Source organism: Methylocaldum sp. (assembly GCF_039794385.1).
Classification (GTDB): domain Bacteria; phylum Pseudomonadota; class Gammaproteobacteria; order Methylococcales; family Methylococcaceae; genus Methylocaldum.
This window is the reverse complement of record NZ_JBDIVO010000010.1, coordinates 15,757-34,346: the sequence shown is the minus strand read 5'-3', so window position 1 is coordinate 34,346 and position 18,590 is coordinate 15,757. Positions and strand designations below refer to the sequence as shown.

Here is an 18,590-nt window from a genome sequence, read left to right as displayed (position 1 = left end):
ACTGTTCCAGGTCCAGAAACACGTCGCAGGGTAACCCCGGGGTTTCACAGCATGGTGGGTATAGTCCACCTCGGTCGTGTCCTGGACCGCCAACATCACCGCTTCGCCGTGGCGTAGTAATGACGGCTCAATACCGCCTGACGTTTAATACGGTCATTTTCCATGAATCGGTAAAGCCCCTTTAGCGCCGCCGATGTCCGTTTGGCCAAACTCGTGTTGCGCCCTCGCTGCCCATCCCTCAGCTTCCCTCAAATTTGTGGGTAAAGGTAAGCCTTGAAGCAAGGGGCTTGAAACTATGCTCCGGGCGTTCGTTCCGACCATTGCATGCTACGATCGGCCGCATGACATTTCGACTCTAGGAGTGATATTCATTGCCGCGTTGGTATCCGCGTTCTCAGTATGGGCTCAGGGGATAAACTGAAACCGGGATTGGGATTTGTGATTGGCTTTCTCTGCATGGCCGCGGACACTATAGGTGCGCTAGGTATACCACGGGACAACAAAGACCACGGGGATTCTCGTGATAGCGGCCTTGTAGGCGATGAAGGCTTAGAGTTGGAATAAAGGATTACCCGCTATGTTTGGCCCTGTTGGACTTCGGTACCGGTGTCCGGCTGCGTCTGGTGTCTTTAGCGTTCTCGACAAGGCGTTTGGCGATGACATGATTGACGTCCCGCTGGAATCGTGATCGCCGGCGCCGAATCTTCCGGAGATGCCGTTGTTTAGCTGACTGTGTCCCTTTAGCCTGTAAGGCCTTGCGCAGTTTGTGGTAACGGCGTTGAATGTGCTTTACCGATTGATCCGAGAAGTTCTTGCAGTTGAAATTTGTGGGGATCCGGGTAATGCCTAGGTCCACGCGGATGAAGGCTTGTGGATCGATTGGCGGTTCCTCGGGTGTTCGACCATAATCAGCAAATAGACAACATTATTGACCAACACCAAATCGGCCTGGCCTCTGGTGCGATGCCACTGCACGCGCTGGTAGGTGCCCATCTGCATGGGAATAGACAAACGCCTCTGCACAGTCAGGAGAACTGGCGGTGTCCAGTCCCATGATGCTCATGATGCGCTGATCGTAGACCACGGTGCCCGTCGGCTTGAAAAAGCAGTGCATGGCTTTGTCGCGCTTATGGGCTTTGACGATCTTGGCGATGGCGCGAATCATCATCTGTCAGGATAAACCAAATTGCTTTCGCACATCATCCTAGTCCAGCTTTCGCAGTTTGAACTTCGATGCACACTAATCCCGATAGGCCACTTCCGCGATGTAGTTACAAGCGTCGTTAAACACGCGCATGGTATCTTTCAGCTCAGCATGCTGACTTTCATTCGGCAGCAGTTTGATCTGAAGTGTTGTCTTCACATTGATGTGTCTATCACAAAGACAACGTAAATATGAACTTAAACTCTTTGTGGCAGTGCTTCCTCCCAGTCATGAATGACGCGGCTTCCGCGCTGAATTTTCGGTGGACTGGTAGGATGGCGGGATTTTGCGGGACAGGGGAGGGGACGAAGAGGGAGGTTAATACAAAAAGATTAAAAAAAGGTTAAAAGGATAAGAGGTCGCAAGTTTATGATTTATCGAGAAGAACCTCCGTTTTCTGTGTTCTATAACTACCGAGTTTCGGTGTATCCCATGTCTGAGCTTGTTCCGGTGTGCCTTAAAACTACCGGAAATCGACCACCCTGTGCCCTATAACTACTGAAAAATTGCTCTGCCGTGTCCTAAAGCTACCGAGAATTCACGTTGCTGTGTCCTAGAGCTACCGAAGGCCAGGATGACAGGCTGTGGATAAGTTTCTGGTGTGCCCTATAGCTACTGATTGCTATGCCCTAAAACTACCGGAATTTCGGTCTGCTGTGTCCTAAAACTACCGTAGTGATTCCGTAGCGGCCGGTTTGGAATTGAGAACCCTCTTGTTCGACGCCTTCATTTCTTTAACAAATTCAGGGGACGGAAACAGCTGATAAACTACCTCGACGACCTTGCCTTTTCCTTGCGTGATGCTCGTCTTTTCAATTTCGCGTAGTACCTTCATCTTAACTAATTCAGCAAAGGCTTCGTCGACGTCACGGCGGTTATCGACTTCGCGGCCCCTGTTCAATAAATTGCTGTCGCGCTTGATCGTTGAGTAGCGCATCTCGAAAGGTTTTGACGCGAGGCCGGCGAAGGTGAATTTGATCGACAATTGCTTGTGCAGCCAGCGGGCCAGTTGAGTCGGTAACGACATCATGACCTCGTAGTTGAATTGCCTGTAGGTTACTTGATCGATGCTTTGTGTGACCAGTGGATGAAATTGAGCAATCCATCGTGCGCCAGGATCCTCAAGGAGCCGCTTCTTCGAAACGGCAGACAGCGTGGGCAAGTAATTGGCGGCAAGGAACGCCTCACCACGCCCCTCGCCAACTCGGAGTTCGATGTGGCTTTTCTGCAAGATAGTTAGGCTTTGGATGATCTGTTGATAAGAGCGCGCGTGCCCGCGAGCCGATAATTCTTCGCGTAGTTCATAAAGGGAAAATGCGACGCCGCTCCGGTACTTCTCTTTCTCAAAAAATCCTTGATTTTGGCGGAGTGCGATTTTTCGGAGCGCATCTTCGACCAATTCCTCGGAAGCACTTGGGTAATAATCTCGCGTAACTCCATCGGGCTCTTCGATACGCGCAGGTTGGATCTTGGCTATGTACGGTTGGCCACGATATTCGAATTGAATTGCGAGGATGGGCAATCCGCCGTTCGCATCGCGCCGCTTGTTTTGTTCTTGGCGGGAAATCGAATACCGCGGGATCGAATCCCAAATATCGATCGTATTAGAAAGTCTTTCGCGTTCGTTGGGGTTGCAGAGGAACGTCTGGAAAAGATCTAATTGATTGTTGTTATACGCGGAACTGTTCATCGGTTTCTTGCGCGGGGGAAACGGTAAATCACCGCCGGGACTGGTGTCCGTTAATTGGTTCATCGATTATAGGCTCCGTTGTAACACATTCTTTTTTTCTCCGTAGACGGAGGATTTGGAGTGTCACCGGATTCCCCTGCCGATTTTACAAGAGTCGGAGTTGGAATCCTTAAATTTGCAGTTTCGGGCACGAAGACCGGGATTCCCAGCTTTTGGGCATGGGATCCGCCTAGAAAAGACCAGCGGTGATTATGGCAGCGCCGAAGTCAGCCGGCGCTGCAGAAAATTGCAATTTTGGCGATTATTTGCAACGCCGGGTCAATTGCTCGGTGTTTTTGGTCTGGTCTGGCTTCCGGCTATGTCCGATCCGCGGCGCGATCAAAGGAAATCATCCAAGGAAGCGGAGCGCACCAGTGGAGGTAGCAACTGCTGAGCCTCGGCGAGGAGAGCCTTTGCGCGTCCAGTTCGTCCCGTTTCCAGCGCATCGTGGGCACCGATCAGCAGTTCTGCCACACTGTTGAACGAACGTTCCAATCCGATGGTCATTTTTGATAGCACGGAGACGCGGCCACTTCGGAGAGCGGCTGCGCAAGTGCGGCGCAATCCGCCATAGTCAATCGGCTTCTCGATGACGTGATAGGCGCCGTCAGTCATCAAACACCTGAATCGATCGACCGAATCCACGCCGGTCACAACGATGACGGGCGGCGCAGGGTGGGGCAGGCGAGTCAGGATCTCATCGCCTTGGAGCCCGGGGAGCATCAAATCCAATAGCATGAGATCGAACGAGCGATCTTTCAGCAGACCTAGCGCTTCCTCACCGCTTGACGCGCAAGACACGCGGTAGAGTTCGTCCAAAGCATCCGAGACGGTGGCATGCGTCTCGGGATCATCATCTACGCTCAAAACGGTCGGATGCGCTCGTTGGCGCAGGGCGTCATCCAAGACTGTCGCTAACCGCCACGTGTCCGAGATATCGAGGGCGACCGCACCGGTATCCGGAATGAGTGGTGCCACCACCATACAGGTGGTCGAATCCGTTACGGTGACGATCGGAATATCGTCGGGGCCGAAAAAGCCGCTCCGTACGAGCCGGACCACCGCCAGCGGATCGACCTGGTCGCCAGTGCTCAGCACAATCAGCGCGTGTACCAGATGATTGCAGAGAATCGCTACGGCTTCCGTCAGGCCGGAACAGCACTTTGTCCGTCTGAAACCAGACTCGTGCAGAGCCTTCAGCGCCATAGTCTGAAGGACGTCTTCATTCCCGAAGATCAAGATACGCTCACGTCGGAGCGGGCTCAGCCTGTTGATGTCGATTATTTTTCGCACGAGTTCTTCAGTCCTTGATTGATCGGCTAACATTGTAAGTAGAACGTTACCATAGTCACACAATGAGAGCACTAAGGACGGTACTTGCACTGCTCATGATCCCAATCGTCGTAGCAGCCGAAGACGAAGAAGATGACCTTCTCCTGCAATTGGGATCGGCGCGAGCCATTGAGATCGCTTCCGGCTACATGCAGCCGCTTTCCGATGCGCCATCTGCGGCTACGGTCATTACCCGGGCGGAAATGGAGGCGATGGGCGCCCAGACCGTCGATGACGTACTCGAGACTGTGCCTGGCCTCCACGTGAGTAATGCGGTCGGGTTTCGGACCATATACGGGGTTCGCGGCGTCGCGACGCAAAATAATGCCGAAATCCTTGTCATGGTCAATAACGTTCCTATACAAGACGCGGTGACTGGCGGACGGACTTCCATCTGGAACATGCCGGTTCAAGCCATGTCTCGGATCGAAGTCATCCGCGGGCCTGGCTCAGCGGTACATGGCGGCAATGCGCTCAGCGGCGTAATTAATATCGTCACCAAGAACGCTGACGAAACCATGATTGGCGAGCTTGGGGGGACGGTTGGCAGCTTTGACACTTATTCAGGCTGGCTGACCAAAGGGCACAAGGGTAGCGACGTGGACGCGTCGTTCTTTGCCTACGGGCGCAGCACGAACGGGCCAAACCGACGGGTGCCCACCGATGCTCAAACCGGGTTGGATGCCGTGTTTGGGTCGTCGGCATCCTTGTCGTCTGGAGCGCTCAATGTCGGTCGCGACGAGGTAGTCGCCTCTTTTGATGTGGGAATTTCGGATCACTGGCGGATTCGCGGAATTTACGAAGGCTTTCGGGATGCGGGAGTCGGCGTTGGCATCGGTGATACCTTGGATCCCAACGGTCGACTCCGCAACAATTTCTATGTGGGGGATGTGACCTACCAAGACCAGGTCAAATCATCCTTGATTACCTGGAATACCTATATTACATGGTTGGATAACGACGGCTCTTTTCAGATATTTCCGCCAGGTGCGTTCGGAGCATTTGCCGACGGTGTCAGGCAATCGGTTAGTACCCAGATCGGTACCGTCGGTTCTCGGGTGAGCTTGTTGTATCGAGGGTTTCCAAGACACACGTTGCGTTCCGAAATCGGTTTTGCGCACCAATGGACCGACAAAGTGGGTAGCCGGATCAATTTCGCGCCAGATCCGATAACGGGCGGTTTGATGCCGCTGGGCGGCCTTCAGCCCGTGTCCGCTGTCAGCCCCGATCTGCTCTCGGCTTTTCGCGAGCGCACCATTATCTACGGGCTGTTGCAGGACGATTGGCGCGCCTTTGACGATGGGGTGGTGACGGCTGGCGTCCGTTTCGATGGCTATTCCGATGTGGGCGTGAGCGTTAGTCCTCGGCTGTCCGTAATGTACGACCTGAGTCACGACATAACCGCTTCGCTTCGCTATGGACGCGCGTTCAGGCCGCCAAGCTTCCTCGAAAACGGCAGTGCGAAACTCATCCAAGGGCAATTGCTCGATCCGGAGACAGTTGATACGGTCGAAATCGGTGTGGAGAAGCGCTTCGGCACGAACCGAGTAGAGCTAAGCGGATTTTGGTCCGATTTGAAGAACCTCATCGTCAATGAGAGATTGCCCGTCGCAACCCCCGCGTTACAAAATTTTCGAAACAGCGGTGATTACGAGGTTTATGGTTTTGAGTTTGCTGCGTCTTTTCGATTGACGGACGATCTCGGATGGTTCACGAACTACTCCCATCAGCAGCCTGTGGATAATCGATTGCCGAGCGGTCTGGTTTCACTACCACGTCATCATGTCTATACTCGCCTGCACTGGAATCCTATGACGCACTGGCAGTTTGACGCCCGCCTGAATGCGGTCGCCGACCGACCGCGCGCCACTGGTGTAAGCAAAAATCCGGTCAAGGATTACCTCAGCGTTGGGTTCACGGTTACTCGGACGGAAGTCCTGAGAGGGCTGGATGTATTGTTTCGGGTCGAGAATGCGTTCGATGCGGACATCTGGGAGCCTGCACTGTCTGAGGATCCGTTTGTAACAGATATTCCGCTGGCCGGGCGCAGTTTTCTGGGGCAGGTTCGAGTGAGATTCTAGGGAGGTTCACAGGCTGAACAGTTTTCGTGCTACTTATCGGCTCATGACCGACTTGCCGGGTTTCTTTCAATCGTTGGCCGAGCAGGGTTGCCCTGCTCTGTTTCGGTTAGGACCCTACAGAGCGTTTCTGGTAACACGCCCGGAGCACGTGCGGCACGTCTATCAGCGCGAGCAGGCTGGCGTTTACATTAATAATCGATTTGCCAGCGTAACCAAGCGTGTTTTTGGTGACAGCCTGGTGAACAACGATGGTCCGGCGTGGGCGAGTCAGCGGCGGATGTTGAAGCCGCACTTTACGAATGCGGCGGTTAAACAATGGGCCGATCTCATCGACCGGAAACTCGTCGACTTAGCGGACGCTTGGGACCGAAAAGCCGGTGAGCGGCTAGCGGTCGAAGTCGAGTGCGCGGTCCTCACACAGGCCATCATGACATCGGTCTTGTTTGGAGAGGAGGCAGGTCAAACTGAGGCTGCGCAGGAGGTAATCGAAGCGATTCATGTGGTGCACCAGGAGTTTCTCGTCCAGACGCTAGGACGAGCGCTCATGGGGCCGATATTTTCCTGGCTTCCTGTGCCGTCCAGTTGGCGCTTCCAACGAGCGATCCAAACCGTTGACCGGGTGGTGGATCCGCTCATCGCCCAGGCAAGTCGCACGCGACAGGGTCTAATAGCCCTTCTGCGGGAAACGGTCGACCCCGACACGGGTTGCTCGATGGATGCAAAATTGTTGCGGGACGAAATCGTCGCGCTGTACATCGCCGGGCAGGAGACAACGGCTATTGCGCTCACGTGGTTGTTGTATGAACTGGCCAAGCATCCGGATATTGCAGAGAGAGCCAGGAAGGACGTGCTGAATTGGGGGGAGGACGAGATTAATGCCGAGGCGTTACCGTACTTATGGGACATCGTACAGGAGTCATTGCGACTTCACCCGCCGGCAATCGCTCTGCTCCGGTATGCGGTCAGCGACGATAGGATTGGCGACGTCGCGATTCCCAGAGGTTCGTTGGTCCTGATGAGCCCTTATATAACGCAGCGGTTGCCTGATATCTGGCCGGATCCGGAGCGTTTCGATCCGGCGCGCTTTGGGCCAGGGGCACGTGCGCCGGGGGTCTGTTCATTTGTGCCTTTCGGCAGCGGACGTCATATGTGTCTCGGCTTACATCTAGCCAATCGAATTCTGCTGCAAAGCATTGTTACTCTGCTGCGGCGCTTCGAGTTCTATGTACCATGCGACTATCGGGTAAATCCCCGTTCTGGATTGTTGCTGCGACCGCAAGGCGGGTGCCGGATTCAGATCGTGCCGCGGCTGCAATCTGATCGACCCGCCGTGGCAGCCGGACGGTGAAGGTCGATCCCTGTCCTGGCGTACTTGATACCGTCAGGCGCCCGCCCATGATGTCACAATAGTGGCGACTGATCGCTAAGCCAAGCCCGGTGCCGGGATAGCGACGTTTATGGCTCATATCGACCTGTCTAAATGGTTCGAAGATCAATTCTTGATCGGCGGGATCGATACCGATGCCGGAATCGATAACAGCGACCTCGAAATGATCATCATCAAGGGTTACCTCAATGCGGATCTGACCGCACTCGGTGAACTTGCAGGCATTGGTTCCAAGGTTCATAAGAAGCCGTTCGAACTTCTGGGGATCCAACACCGCGTTCAGCTTTTCCGGACAGCGAATCGAGACGTGATTGCGATTGGCTTCCGCCAAGGGTTTCAAAGCATCGGTGGCGTGCCGGACGATTTCAGTGACGTTGACCGCTTCGAGCTGGAGTTCGGTCTTCGCTTCCTCCATGCGCGCGATCTCCAGGATCTGTGTTACCAAGTCCGTTAGCTTGCGGGCGTTGAGGAGAATGTTTCGGGTGCGCGTAGCGGCTGGGCCATCGTCCGAGAATACGAGGTCATCGGCGATTGATTGCGCGAATCCGTAGATGGCGTTGAGCGGAGTTTTCATCTCATGACTCAGCATCGCCATGAATTGGGCTCGAAACTGGGCGGTCCGCAGCGCCGCATCGCGCGCTTCCCGCAGCTCCTGAGTTCTCAGTTCGACCAACGCTTCCAGCGAACCCTGGTGGCGTTGAATGGCCTTAAGGAGTCCGGTAAAAGCGTGGTTGATCAGTACCAGTTCCCTGGGGCCGTCACAGGACGGCAGCGAGGTGGACGGACGAGCGGGGTCGATGCGCTGCACGGCATCGGACAGCGTCGTGATCGCCCATACCATTCGGCGGATACGGCGGTTCAGCCAGGCAAGCACTGGAAAGCACACGAGTATGGAGACCGCCCCTGTGATTAGAGTCACCAGCAGTAGCATTTGATGCAGCGGCTGTTTGGGTACGGCGATGCCCAGGTAACCGAGTCGTTCGGTTGCGGGAGCATCGGCTGCGTGACCGGACTGGCGAGCATCGACGGGTACGATGAGGTACCAGTTGGCGGAGGTTTCGGATGTTAGGTATGGATCTGAGCGGTGCTCGATTGTAAGAGGCGATGGTAACGTAACGTCTCCGAAAGGCTCGAACAGGAGTTCACCGTCTGGGCCGAAGAATGCGATTCCGGAAACATCTGTTTTAGTTACGACGGCGCCAGCGACGCGTTCAGCGAGATCTCGCGAGCCTAAAATGAATACAGCAGCACTGGAGTCTGCGAGCGATCTTGCGCTAAGGAGGCTCTGGTCCAGGTAATACGTATGCAGCTGCGCCGTGAGTAAAATCAGAGAGAGGACAGCTGAGATCGTACTCGTAGCCAGGACAGCGCCGAGTGCTGGAATCATCAACTCACGTTGTATGGGCCGTGGCTGTCGGTGAAGCTTGCGCATGGTCGATCTTAGGTGGCGGGTCTCAGGGTGTTTGTGAGGTTTTTTCGCATACCATTGCAGAGATGCAACCTTCCAGCTAACGGATTCGTGTCACTTCAGGAGCCAGTGCAGGGGGCAGATTAATGCCGAGGTGTGCACGCACCCGGTCGTTAATCCAAAATCGAAGATCCTTCACCATTTCACGCCATGGTCCTTGTGAATGGAGTTTATTGAGGGCGAGCTCAGCTAGGCGTGCCCCCATGGCCTCGTAATCCGGATAAGCGGCTATGAGGGCTCCGAGCTCGGCATGCTCGCCGCTAACCGACAACAGCGGAATTTTTCGATACCACGAGCGTTCGATCAGGTGCGGAAACAGCGTTTCGACCACACTTGTATTTTGCATGATCCATACCGCGTCTTCGCCGGATTTGGCTCGGTCGAGCGCGGACCAATACGCCAGCCCTTCGGACTGCGGAGTAGTCCCGTCGACCATATCAAGCGCCAACCCGTGGGTATTGGCCGCACGACGTGCGGCATCAACGAGCATCGGCGAAGCACTGCGTGTTTTGACGGTATAAAGGCGTCTGAGATTGGGCATCAGCTGCTTCACCCGGGACAGGAAGGCGAGCGGCTCAATGGTTAAATCGATGCCTTCCGGTGACTCCGTTCCGCTCCGAAAGAAAACACCGCCGACGAGCACGGGAACCGTCGAAACAGCCGCCAATCGAGAATAAAGCTGGTCGTAGACCGGCCGGCCCAGCAAAATAATCGCTGTTGGATGAACGCCGGCAACCCAGGTCAGGGCATCCCGCGCTTCGGTACGGGGGTTGATCCTAAGCACCTCGGCTGACGATCGGGTCCGGATGCCGGACAGAATCGACTCATACAACCGGCCGACAGGCTCTTCGGCTATCGGGACGATAACGGCAATGGGTGGCGCGGCGGCACCGGCCGGGATGCGCGCGAGGAAACATAAAAGGAATAGGCAACCCAGGGTCTTCAACCACCGCACGGTTGACGCCGCATGCCATTGGAAAGAGGCCTGGCAGCGCGGTCCAGCCCGGATTGATGGTGTTTCAGCTTGGCGGGTCCGCCGTCCATCGCCGAGTTGGCGTTGAGCACGAACCCATCAGAGATCGGGATCATCGAGTGACACACCCTTTAATGCCTTTACCTTCTGGCAATAGTCCAAGATGGTTTCCGCGCGTGGTTTGTTCAGCATCCAGTAATCGCGCGAGCGTTCGCCGCCTAACCAGATTTTTGCCGCCCGAAGAGACCGAGCGCACAGGTCTTCCTGCTCCAATTGATTTCGCGCTCGTCCGGTTCTGAGCAAAGGCGCCACGAGTTCGATGACCGCCTGAACCGGATCGGCGCGGCCGCCGCGCATGTTGCCGGATCGCGTGGCCACGGCACGGAAAAAATCTTCGGAGCGCGGCTTCAACGCCAGCATAAGCAATGCAGCGGCGATCAGACCCGTTTGGAACAAGTCGTTCGGAGGATCGAGACGGTCTAGGATCTCCAATTCCTGTCGGAACAGGTGAACGGCCCGATAAACGTCGATGGGTTTGGCGTCGCGTGGCTGATTACGGCGCACGAGGCCGCGCAAGGCAATATTGAGCGCGGACCCGATCATGCCGGATTTCAGACGGGTGGAGGTGAGAACGAGTCCGCTTTCCCGGTACGCGCCGGAGATCTTGTCTTGTTGTCTTTCAGCGGCCGATTCGGCGTCGACCGTTCCGTAGAGCGCATTCAGTTCCGCGCGCGAGGTGACACGATATACCGTCACGTGCACTTCGGTCGGGGTTGGCAGTTCTCCTCGTGTCCACAGCAGCGCTCGCGTGTGGCCATCGATTTTGTACAGAACGCCATTCAGCAGAGCGGCTTTCACATGCCCGAGATGATCGAGGACGGCGCCCTCGGCGTGCCGAGCCTCCGCCCAATGCCGAGCGCGGGCATGGCGATCGCTATCCCGCTGGCGGGGATGGTTGAGCACGGCGATCCAGTCCGCGACCGCCATTCGGCCGGTAATGATCCGACCGTCGTCGGATAGTACACTCAAGCCAGGAATAGCGGCATCCGACTGAGACCGGGAAGGTTGAGATGTCGTCATATACAAAAATTCACAAATAAAAATAATTGTATTAAATTTCTATTGTGGTAAATTCCGACCTTACACGCCTAACGGTTTTTGATTATAGAAGGAAATTAGGGCAAGTCATGCCTGATTGTCCGAAACGGACAAAGTAGTCGATTACTGGGGACATGGGATGGGTGGGGAACGTTTTCTGAGTCACGCTTGGATTCTTGGATCGATCCTGTTTCGCCTGCCATGCGCGCGCCATGGAAAGAGAAGCCGCGCATGCGCGGCTGTAATGGCTTTTCTCCTGTTCCCACTGGCCAACTGGGCTCAGGATCCGGTGCAAATACGGGAAATCGGGGAGGCGGATTCCGACATACGCCAGGTTGGCGATCACCGTATTCAAGAGACCATCTGGTGGGAGATCGCCGCATCGCGCTGTCTCGATCCCTACATACTCTACGCCGTCGCGTTGATGGAATCAAAACGCATCCATCAGTCCCTCGCAAAGCCCTGGCCGTGGGCGCTCAACCTAGCGGGGCGTTCGATCCTTCCGAAATCCAGGGCGGAAGCTCACACCATCTTGAAAACTGCATTGGCCAACGGTAGTTCGAATATCGACGTCGGGCTGATGCAGGTCAGTGTCCGCTGGAACGGGCATCGTGTCACGCAGCCTGAGGAGCTGCTGGATCCCACGACCAATATCCGCATCGGAGCCGACGTGCTGGCCGAGGCCATCGGTTCCACGCCAGGCAATCTCGTATTGGGTATCGGCCGATACCACAGTTGGGAGAACGTGGATGCCGCGCTTCGCTATGGACGGAAGGTCCTGGCGGTTGCGGCGTTGCTGAAAACGCTGTTCTAAGTTGTTTTAGGAGGTGAAGAAATGGAAACCGATAACACTGACATCTACGAAATGAATCTTGGATACCTGATCAAAGCCCGGGAAATGGTGATGTCCGGCCGCCCGCATCAGGCCATGGTCAAGCTGGGTCTGACACCTGATGCCGTCCGATTGCTTCCGGCCATTCCTATCCGGCGGCTGCAAACCATCGCTCAGAGGGACATGCTGTGCTTTGCGCCGCGTTTCTCCCCCGGGTGCTGGCGGGAAATCTTGATGGGCGGCAGTAAGCTCAGTGATGAGGACAGCGCAAGACGGCTCATTCTGTTGGTCGGGGGCGGCAGCAACGGCGTTCCCGCCCGCCAATGAACTAGCTGCCAGTTGAACGGCACCCCGAGTTCTCCGGGAGGTTTTCGCATGTGTGATGAATCACTCAGCTTCACTGATAGACTGGCAGACCAGAAACTGGCATGCGAGCTGATTGTCCGTAGACTGAGAATTCCTTACGTATTTCAAGCGGTCAGGAGTCTCACGGTGGAGGAACTGCGCGAGATGCACCGATGCATTCACCAAGGGGAAGGACCGCCATCGGGACCGAGCCCCAGGATCCAGTCGATCCCGAATAATCGGGCATCCATGGTTTATTTGTCGGCGTTTGCGTCCTTGTACCTGAAGGCAAGCGCGCTCGACAACCGGCAAAGCGTCGATGCCAAGGCGGTGATAGCGGCCTGGGATCTGTTTCATGAGTGCTATCCGAACGCGTTACGGTTCCGCCGTCCGTTCGGCAAAGTCAGACCCGCCAATATCACGGAAGCCTGGGTGCTCGCTCAAGCATTGCGCTGCGGCCTGGCCCATCTCCGCCACTGTCCGGATTGCCACGGCGAGTATCTGGTCATCGAGGATTGCAAACTTCCGCCGGTATGCCAATACTGCGCGTTGGGGTTTGCGAAGAGACGGGGCGCCAGCTTTTCGATGGGCGACGATGTCGTGGAGTTGCCGGTGCTCGATAGCGAGCTTCCTCAGACCGCAGGCGATGTTGCGCCTGCGGATGATGAGATGGCGGCTTAGCGTCCGGAATCGGCGACCGACGGCCGATAATGGTCTTGCCAGCTCAAGCCGTTAGTTCGATTGAAGAACGCGTTTGGCAGTCACTCGTACTTGGCGCTCTGCTATGGCTCACGCACTTCAGGCCTTGTTCCAAGGATTGAGAAGGCGAACGCCAGTCGGTTCGAAGTCGGCCAAGTTCCGCGTTACAACGGTCATACCGTGGACGAGCGCCGTAGCCGCGATGTACGCATCCCGTTCGGAACGCGGATCGGGTACGTGAAGCCGGGCGCAGCGCAACGCTACAGCCGCATCAATCGGCAACGTCCGCTCGACAAACTCGGGAAGAACGCGGGTGCGCATCCACGTGCGTAGTTTCTCACCCTGAGCGGCGTCGCGTCGCTCGACGCGGAGAATGCCTAGCTCAAGCTCCATGGCGGTGATGGCGGAGATGTATAAGCTCGCCGCGTCTACGCCTGACAGCCACGCCGTGACGTTGGCATCGGCCTTGCCATCGCCGGCCTTGCGCAGTTCGGAAACGACATTAGTGTCGAGCAGAAACATCAATCAAAGTCCGCCGGTCGGGGAAGCTCGCGCGAGCGCGGAAACTCGATTTCGATATCGGCGAGTCCTGGCATCGACAACGCTTCAACGATGTTCCGGCGCTTACCGGTGAGGCGGCGGTATTCCTCGATGCTCAACAGCACATGTGATGGCTTGCCCCGATCTGTGATGAAGACGGGGCCATGTTCGGCGGCCCTCTTGGCACGGGTTACGTCTTGGTTGAACTCTCGACTGGATACAGTGGTGATGGTCATCATGTAACGCTGTTCGGAATCATTTATGTAGATATGTTACTATATGCCGGCGCGGACCACAATTGGCCCCGTGGTTCGACGCCGCCTCGGCGTCGTACTATGTAAATAAAGGGGATGGGCGGCTTGCCCTCATTCCCAAAAGGGTTTTACTCTGATTGTCGTTACGGCGAAGTTCTGTGGATTGGTGCAATGGACAAACCGGATCCCGCTCAGTTAGGCACGTTAGACACCCTTCCAAGCAACGGTGTGATTAAGTGGTTCTCAAACAAGAAGGGCTACGGATTTATCACCGGTAGAGATGGCGTGGACCGCTTCTTCCACTTCGCCGACGCTGCGCCAGGCTTCACGCCGAAAACCGGCGCTTTCGTTCTGTTCGATCCACAGGATCACCAGAAAGGGCCGCGCGCGGTCAATGTGAGGCTAGATCCGGCATCTTTGTTTGAAATCGACCGGACGAACGGGAAAATTTCAGTATCGCATTTTAAGCGTGAACGGGGGGCAATCGGATCGTCGTTTTTGCGTGTAATTCTGTGCTCGGTGGTGATGTTGTATATGGGAGCAACTGCTCGAGAGAATCACTACGATCGCGTTTTTGGAATTGTGGTCATTCTCTGGGTTGTCTTCGTCGCTGATTTTCTGATCAAGCTCGTGCGCGCGTTCTGCCGGTCAATCGTGACTTTAGCATGGCGATTGTTGGGTGTGGAGAAGAGCACGCAACCAACCCGGCCAGCGGAGCAGTGGATCTATGTGCACGGAAATGAAACCGCAAGCGCGAAAGTGTCGCCAACTGAAAGGCAGAACGATTATATCTTTGATTGGAAAATGAAAGACGTGATAAAGAGCGAGTTCCTAGGTATACAGCAGGAACTCGACTATTAAGGACCTCATCACCTCCCGTTAATCGCTCCTTGCTACCCATTGGTCCCCAAGAACGCGGCGCACGTAGTCCTGCGTTTCAGGGAACGGGGGGATGCCGTTGTATCGCTCGACATCGCCTTCGCCCGCATTGTACGCAGCAACGGTTCGCACAAGGTCGCCCTGGAAATGATCCAACAGCCACCGAACGTACTTGGCGCCACCCTCAATGGACTGGCGTGGATCGGTCCGGTCGGTAACGCCGAAACGCTTGGCGGTGGCGGGCATCAGCTGCATGATGCCGACCGCGCCCTTCGGGGACTTGGCGGACGGATTGAATTTCGATTCCACACCCGCCATCCGTTCGAGCAATCCGGGCGGCAGGTCGTATCGGCTTTCCATTTCATTGAAGATTGGCGCCAGATCGGGCGGGGTTGGATGCTCCGGCATAAAAACCGGATCGCTTCCCGTTGGGACAGAATGGACCCTTGATCCGGTTACAGCGTTCAATGTCGGATTCGCCACCGAACCCGTCGCTCGATTGTAGTTGCCGACGAGATCGATGAGGTCGGGGCGGTGCTGCGTCGCAGCCTGACGGAGGAGTTGGGCGATATCTTCACCCGTTTCCGGGTTTTCCTGTAGAAGGCCGCGTTCGGCGTTGCGGAAAACCTCGGAACTGGGCATGGATTCGATCAATAACCGGTTTATGCCGACAATCATATCGGTGCCGAGATCGGCTTTTGCCCACGGAAGTCCCGCGAACGTTTCAAATATCGCGGCCCGGTAATAGTCCTGTTGAGCTGGCGTCAGCCGATCGGCTACCTCTGCGACACGCTCGTCGACCCATTGATTGACGCCAGCCCGAAACCTGGCCGCGGCACTCTGGGGTAGACCTGCCAACGCCTCAATGCCAGCTTCTGCCGGGTTTTTACCATCCGCCAACGCATGTTCGTATGTTCTCTTGAGGTCCTCTCCGAGTCCGCCCAAGTTCTTCCCGCCTGCGCCAACTGCTGAAAGACTCTGGCCAATGCTGTATAACGCGCCACCGAGATAATCATAGGCGAACTCGGCTAGCGAAGAATCGTTGGCCGCGCGGGCGATCTCCGCCCGGAAGTGATCGGCCTTTTTACCATGGATGTCGCGACGGGCTTCGTTTGATTCGCGTCGCAGGACATCAAGATTGTCGTGGTATGCGCTATTGACCGACGCCTCACCGCTTGCGACTCTTCCGTGCTCCTGACGGATTCGGCTTTGAACACGATCCTCTATGCCGGCCGTATCGCCGCGGGGATCGTAAAGATTCACTTGCTCGACCTGGCTTTGAACCTCGCCGAAGGCAGGCGCGGCATCGCGGAGGTTCGCGTTGCGGCCGGCGTTCAGATCGTTGCCCGGCGAGGGTGCGTGCCAGACGTCGCCCAGAAGTTGATAGCCGGCGAGCTCTGCCTTGCGGGTTTCCTCGGCATCGAGCGACCGGAAGTGCGGCGCCGAGAATCCGGTCAGCAGCGATAGGCCGGCGGCGGCATAGGCCTGATCCCGATCGGCGATCAGCCCGATCGCGCGCCATTCGGCCGCCAGGCGCTGGGTATCGCCGACCAGGCCATAGCGGTCGAGGGTCCGGCTGAGCCGTTCGAAGAGGCCCGCGTCGCGGGCGATCTTCATCCCGGTTTCGGCCGCCCCGAACGCCGCCTGCGCGCCGAATCGCCGTTGCGTGGTCACGGTCTCGTTGTAGGTTTCCGAGGCCGACAGCGCGTCGGTCGCGCTGCGCTGAAGCGTCGAAAGTTCCTGGCTTTGCAGACCGAAAGCCGCAACGTCGCGCGTACTCTGCTGCGCGTCGGTGACCAGGCTGCGCTCGAGACCGGTTTGGAAACCGTGATCTTCCCCCCACTTGGAAAGAATGTCGGCAGCAATGGCGTTTGATGTTTCAGCGCCGACTTTGAAATTCGACTGGATTTCTCCGGCCAACTTTGGCAAAACACGCTTGAACCACTGGTCCCTGGATTCGTTTCCGTGCCGTGCGAAGTCGCCGCCGATCCCTCCTGCCAGAGCCGCAGCAACCTGGTCACCGGATATCCGGGAATGGCTGTACTTCTGAGCTAAGTCTTCACCGACCGACAGGAGGAATTTATCGGTGTGGCTTGCACTATTCGAAATTTTGGTCGCAAGCGCGTTTAAATCGGCGGCATCTGTGTTGAAACTGTAACTTCTCGACGCCGATTCCTGAAGACTGCTCATAAAGTTGGAAGAAGCCTGCTCCATCGCGGCATAGGCCGAGGACACCGCAGTGTTTAGATCGGTCCCGGCGTTAAACGTGGGGAGTACGCGTTCGGCACCGTGCAGTGTGACTCCGGAAAGCGGTGCCTGCTGATGCATAGGTTGAATGTTCATGACCGGCGCCGGGCCGATCACGTCCGGTGTGGCGATTCGCTCGTTCACGTGGTCGCCGCCGTCCATCCGACCAAGGAAGTGGGTCGCCGTGACCGCGCCCCGGTAGATCAGCATCAGGGTGATGGCCGGGGTCGAGGCCGCCAGCATGCCGCCGACCGCCAGCCAGTTCTGAAGCTCCTGGTCCATTTTATAGATGCCGTACATCGACGGCAGGCTGAAATTCGCGCCGGTCAGCGCGGCCAGCTTGGACGAGGCGGCCATCTGAATAAACAGGTTCACCACGGCCAGGATCGGCATCCACAGCTGGATCCAGAGCAGCATCGAGAAGTAACCGACATTCATGCGGACGCCCAAGGCGCCCAGCATGATCACGAACGCCATGATCGGCGCGATGGCGTAGCTGAGGCCTTCGATGAACGCCATCATCGGCCGGACGATGCGGTTGAACAGGGTTTCCTCGGCCGCCCACTGCGTGTTGCGCTGCTGGATCGCCTGCTCCACCATGGCCGCCTTGTTCCAGTGCATGGCATCCTCGTGGCGTCCGACCACGCCCTTCTCGAACATCGGCAGGATCGCCGCCATCTTCATGTACTGGAGCGCGTCGACCGCGCCGGCGCCAGCCAAGGCATCGAACGCGTCCTGAACCTTGGGCGTAACATCGGCGGGGGCCGGAACGCCCAGGAAATCGGTGAGCAAGTCCTCCAGCAGCGGGACGAACCGGTCGTCGATATAAGCCGACAATTGTGTCCAGGCGTCGGTGCAGGTCAGGATGCGCGGCGGCCCGCCGACATAGATCTCGGTGGTATAGATCGCCGTGTCGAACCGGATGGCGTTCAAGGGGTCGGGGTCCCGCAGGATTTCATCAATGGATTTCCGGTTCAGATCCACGCCGGTGAGGGCGCACTCCTTTACGTAATTGATCACGCTGTTTTCGACGTCGCCCCCGGCGCTCGGCGCATTGGCGCCGCCCAGGTGCATTCGGGAGAGGAGGTTTTTCCGAACGGCGGTGATCGTGGTCAGGGTGTCGGCGAACCCGTGTTCGGTCATCGTGGGCAGCGAGAAGGCCTGCTCGAACAGCCGGGTCGTGCGGTACCCCATGTTCGACAGAATGCTGCCGACCGCGGCCGGGCCGAGCGGCACGTTGTCCACCACCCGCACATCGCCGGTGTAGGCATCCTCGATGGAGACCCGGACCGCCGGACTGTACATGATCATCCACAAGACCACGGCGATCAGCATGTCCTGGTAGCGGATGCCGCGGCCGTCCCACTGAACCAGCGACCGGATCATGACCAGAATCACGCCCATGACCGCGCCCACCGAAGCGGCCATCCGGTAGTCGCCGGTCTGAGCGATCATGGCGACGGCATTCAGCACCGCCTCCAGGTAGGCGGAGTCCCCGACGGAAAAGATTTCAAACATGGCG

General features: G+C 56.8%; 14 protein-coding genes and 1 pseudogene. 6 read left to right on the top strand and 9 right to left on the bottom strand.

What is annotated here, in order from left to right; genetic code table 11:
• Window positions 1-925: 925 nt before the first annotated feature.
• The 3 genes from ABJK70_RS01925 to ABJK70_RS01915 all read right to left on the bottom strand — a co-directional run bounded on the left by ABJK70_RS01925 (window position 926) and on the right by ABJK70_RS01915 (window position 4,226).
• Window positions 926-1,168 (bottom strand): hypothetical protein, encoded by a 243-nt coding sequence (locus ABJK70_RS01925; protein WP_210024068.1) that lies wholly within the window; start codon window positions 1,166-1,168, stop codon window positions 926-928.
• A gap of 703 nt (window positions 1,169-1,871) precedes the next feature.
• The gene (locus tag ABJK70_RS01920) at window positions 1,872-2,957 is read right to left on the bottom strand and encodes a replication protein (protein ID WP_210024067.1); all 1,086 of its coding nucleotides are present in this window, start codon (window positions 2,955-2,957) and stop codon (window positions 1,872-1,874) included.
• A gap of 315 nt (window positions 2,958-3,272) precedes the next feature.
• Window positions 3,273-4,226 carry a response regulator gene (locus ABJK70_RS01915; protein ID WP_210024066.1) on the bottom strand — a complete coding sequence of 318 codons (954 nt, stop codon included), beginning with the start codon at window positions 4,224-4,226 and terminating at the stop codon, window positions 3,273-3,275.
• Window positions 4,227-4,321: 95 nt separating this feature from the next.
• On the opposite strand from ABJK70_RS01915, the gene ABJK70_RS01910 reads away from it, so the two are divergent.
• Both ABJK70_RS01910 and ABJK70_RS01905 read left to right on the top strand, forming a co-directional pair.
• A complete protein-coding gene (locus ABJK70_RS01910) occupies window positions 4,322-6,346 on the top strand; it encodes a TonB-dependent receptor (RefSeq protein ID WP_210024065.1) in 2,025 nt (674 codons plus the stop codon).
• Window positions 6,347-6,389: 43 nt separating this feature from the next.
• Window positions 6,390-7,532: pseudogene (locus ABJK70_RS01905) on the top strand (cytochrome P450); the annotation flags it as partial.
• A gap of 10 nt (window positions 7,533-7,542) precedes the next feature.
• Here the strand turns inward: ABJK70_RS01905 and ABJK70_RS01900 are convergent.
• The 3 genes from ABJK70_RS01900 to ABJK70_RS01890 form a co-directional block, all read right to left on the bottom strand.
• Window positions 7,543-9,165 carry a HAMP domain-containing sensor histidine kinase gene (locus ABJK70_RS01900; RefSeq protein ID WP_347257314.1) on the bottom strand — a complete coding sequence of 541 codons (1,623 nt, stop codon included), beginning with the start codon at window positions 9,163-9,165 and terminating at the stop codon, window positions 7,543-7,545.
• 76 nt (window positions 9,166-9,241) lie between these two features.
• Entirely contained in the window at window positions 9,242-10,156 is a 915-nt protein-coding gene (locus ABJK70_RS01895; protein ID WP_210024063.1) for an ABC transporter substrate binding protein, read from the bottom strand.
• A 117-nt stretch (window positions 10,157-10,273) separates the two neighbouring features.
• A complete protein-coding gene (locus tag ABJK70_RS01890; protein WP_139840974.1) occupies window positions 10,274-11,203 on the bottom strand; it encodes a hypothetical protein in 930 nt (309 codons plus the stop codon).
• Between the two features lie 313 nt (window positions 11,204-11,516).
• Between ABJK70_RS01890 and ABJK70_RS01885 the strand changes: the two genes are divergently transcribed.
• The 3 genes from ABJK70_RS01885 to ABJK70_RS01875 are packed head-to-tail and all read left to right on the top strand — an operon-like array spanning window position 11,517 to window position 13,130.
• Entirely contained in the window at window positions 11,517-12,086 is a 570-nt protein-coding gene (locus ABJK70_RS01885) for a transglycosylase SLT domain-containing protein (RefSeq protein ID WP_086132928.1), read from the top strand.
• A gap of 21 nt (window positions 12,087-12,107) precedes the next feature.
• A complete protein-coding gene (locus tag ABJK70_RS01880) occupies window positions 12,108-12,431 on the top strand; it encodes a flagellar transcriptional regulator FlhD (protein ID WP_156881400.1) in 324 nt (107 codons plus the stop codon).
• A gap of 48 nt (window positions 12,432-12,479) precedes the next feature.
• Complete coding sequence (locus ABJK70_RS01875; RefSeq protein ID WP_139840973.1) at window positions 12,480-13,130, top strand: FlhC family transcriptional regulator; 651 nt, start codon at window positions 12,480-12,482, stop codon at window positions 13,128-13,130.
• A gap of 117 nt (window positions 13,131-13,247) precedes the next feature.
• Here ABJK70_RS01875 and ABJK70_RS01870 read toward each other — a convergent pair whose 3' ends face one another.
• Together ABJK70_RS01870 and ABJK70_RS01865 are read right to left on the bottom strand one after the other, a co-directional pair.
• Window positions 13,248-13,670 (bottom strand): type II toxin-antitoxin system VapC family toxin, encoded by a 423-nt coding sequence (locus ABJK70_RS01870; RefSeq protein ID WP_086132927.1) that lies wholly within the window; start codon window positions 13,668-13,670, stop codon window positions 13,248-13,250.
• Entirely contained in the window at window positions 13,670-13,927 is a 258-nt protein-coding gene (locus tag ABJK70_RS01865) for a type II toxin-antitoxin system Phd/YefM family antitoxin (protein WP_240506754.1), read from the bottom strand. The genes ABJK70_RS01870 and ABJK70_RS01865 overlap by 1 nt, the downstream gene beginning before the upstream one ends.
• 186 nt (window positions 13,928-14,113) lie before the next feature.
• Between ABJK70_RS01865 and ABJK70_RS01860 the strand changes: the two genes are divergently transcribed.
• Window positions 14,114-14,803, top strand: a complete 690-nt coding sequence (locus ABJK70_RS01860; protein WP_156881402.1) for a cold shock domain-containing protein — start codon at window positions 14,114-14,116, stop codon at window positions 14,801-14,803.
• Window positions 14,804-14,821: 18 nt separating this feature from the next.
• Here ABJK70_RS01860 and ABJK70_RS01855 read toward each other — a convergent pair whose 3' ends face one another.
• Entirely contained in the window at window positions 14,822-18,586 is a 3,765-nt protein-coding gene (locus tag ABJK70_RS01855) for a conjugal transfer protein TraG N-terminal domain-containing protein (protein WP_245245619.1), read from the bottom strand.
• Window positions 18,587-18,590 lie beyond the last annotated feature (4 nt).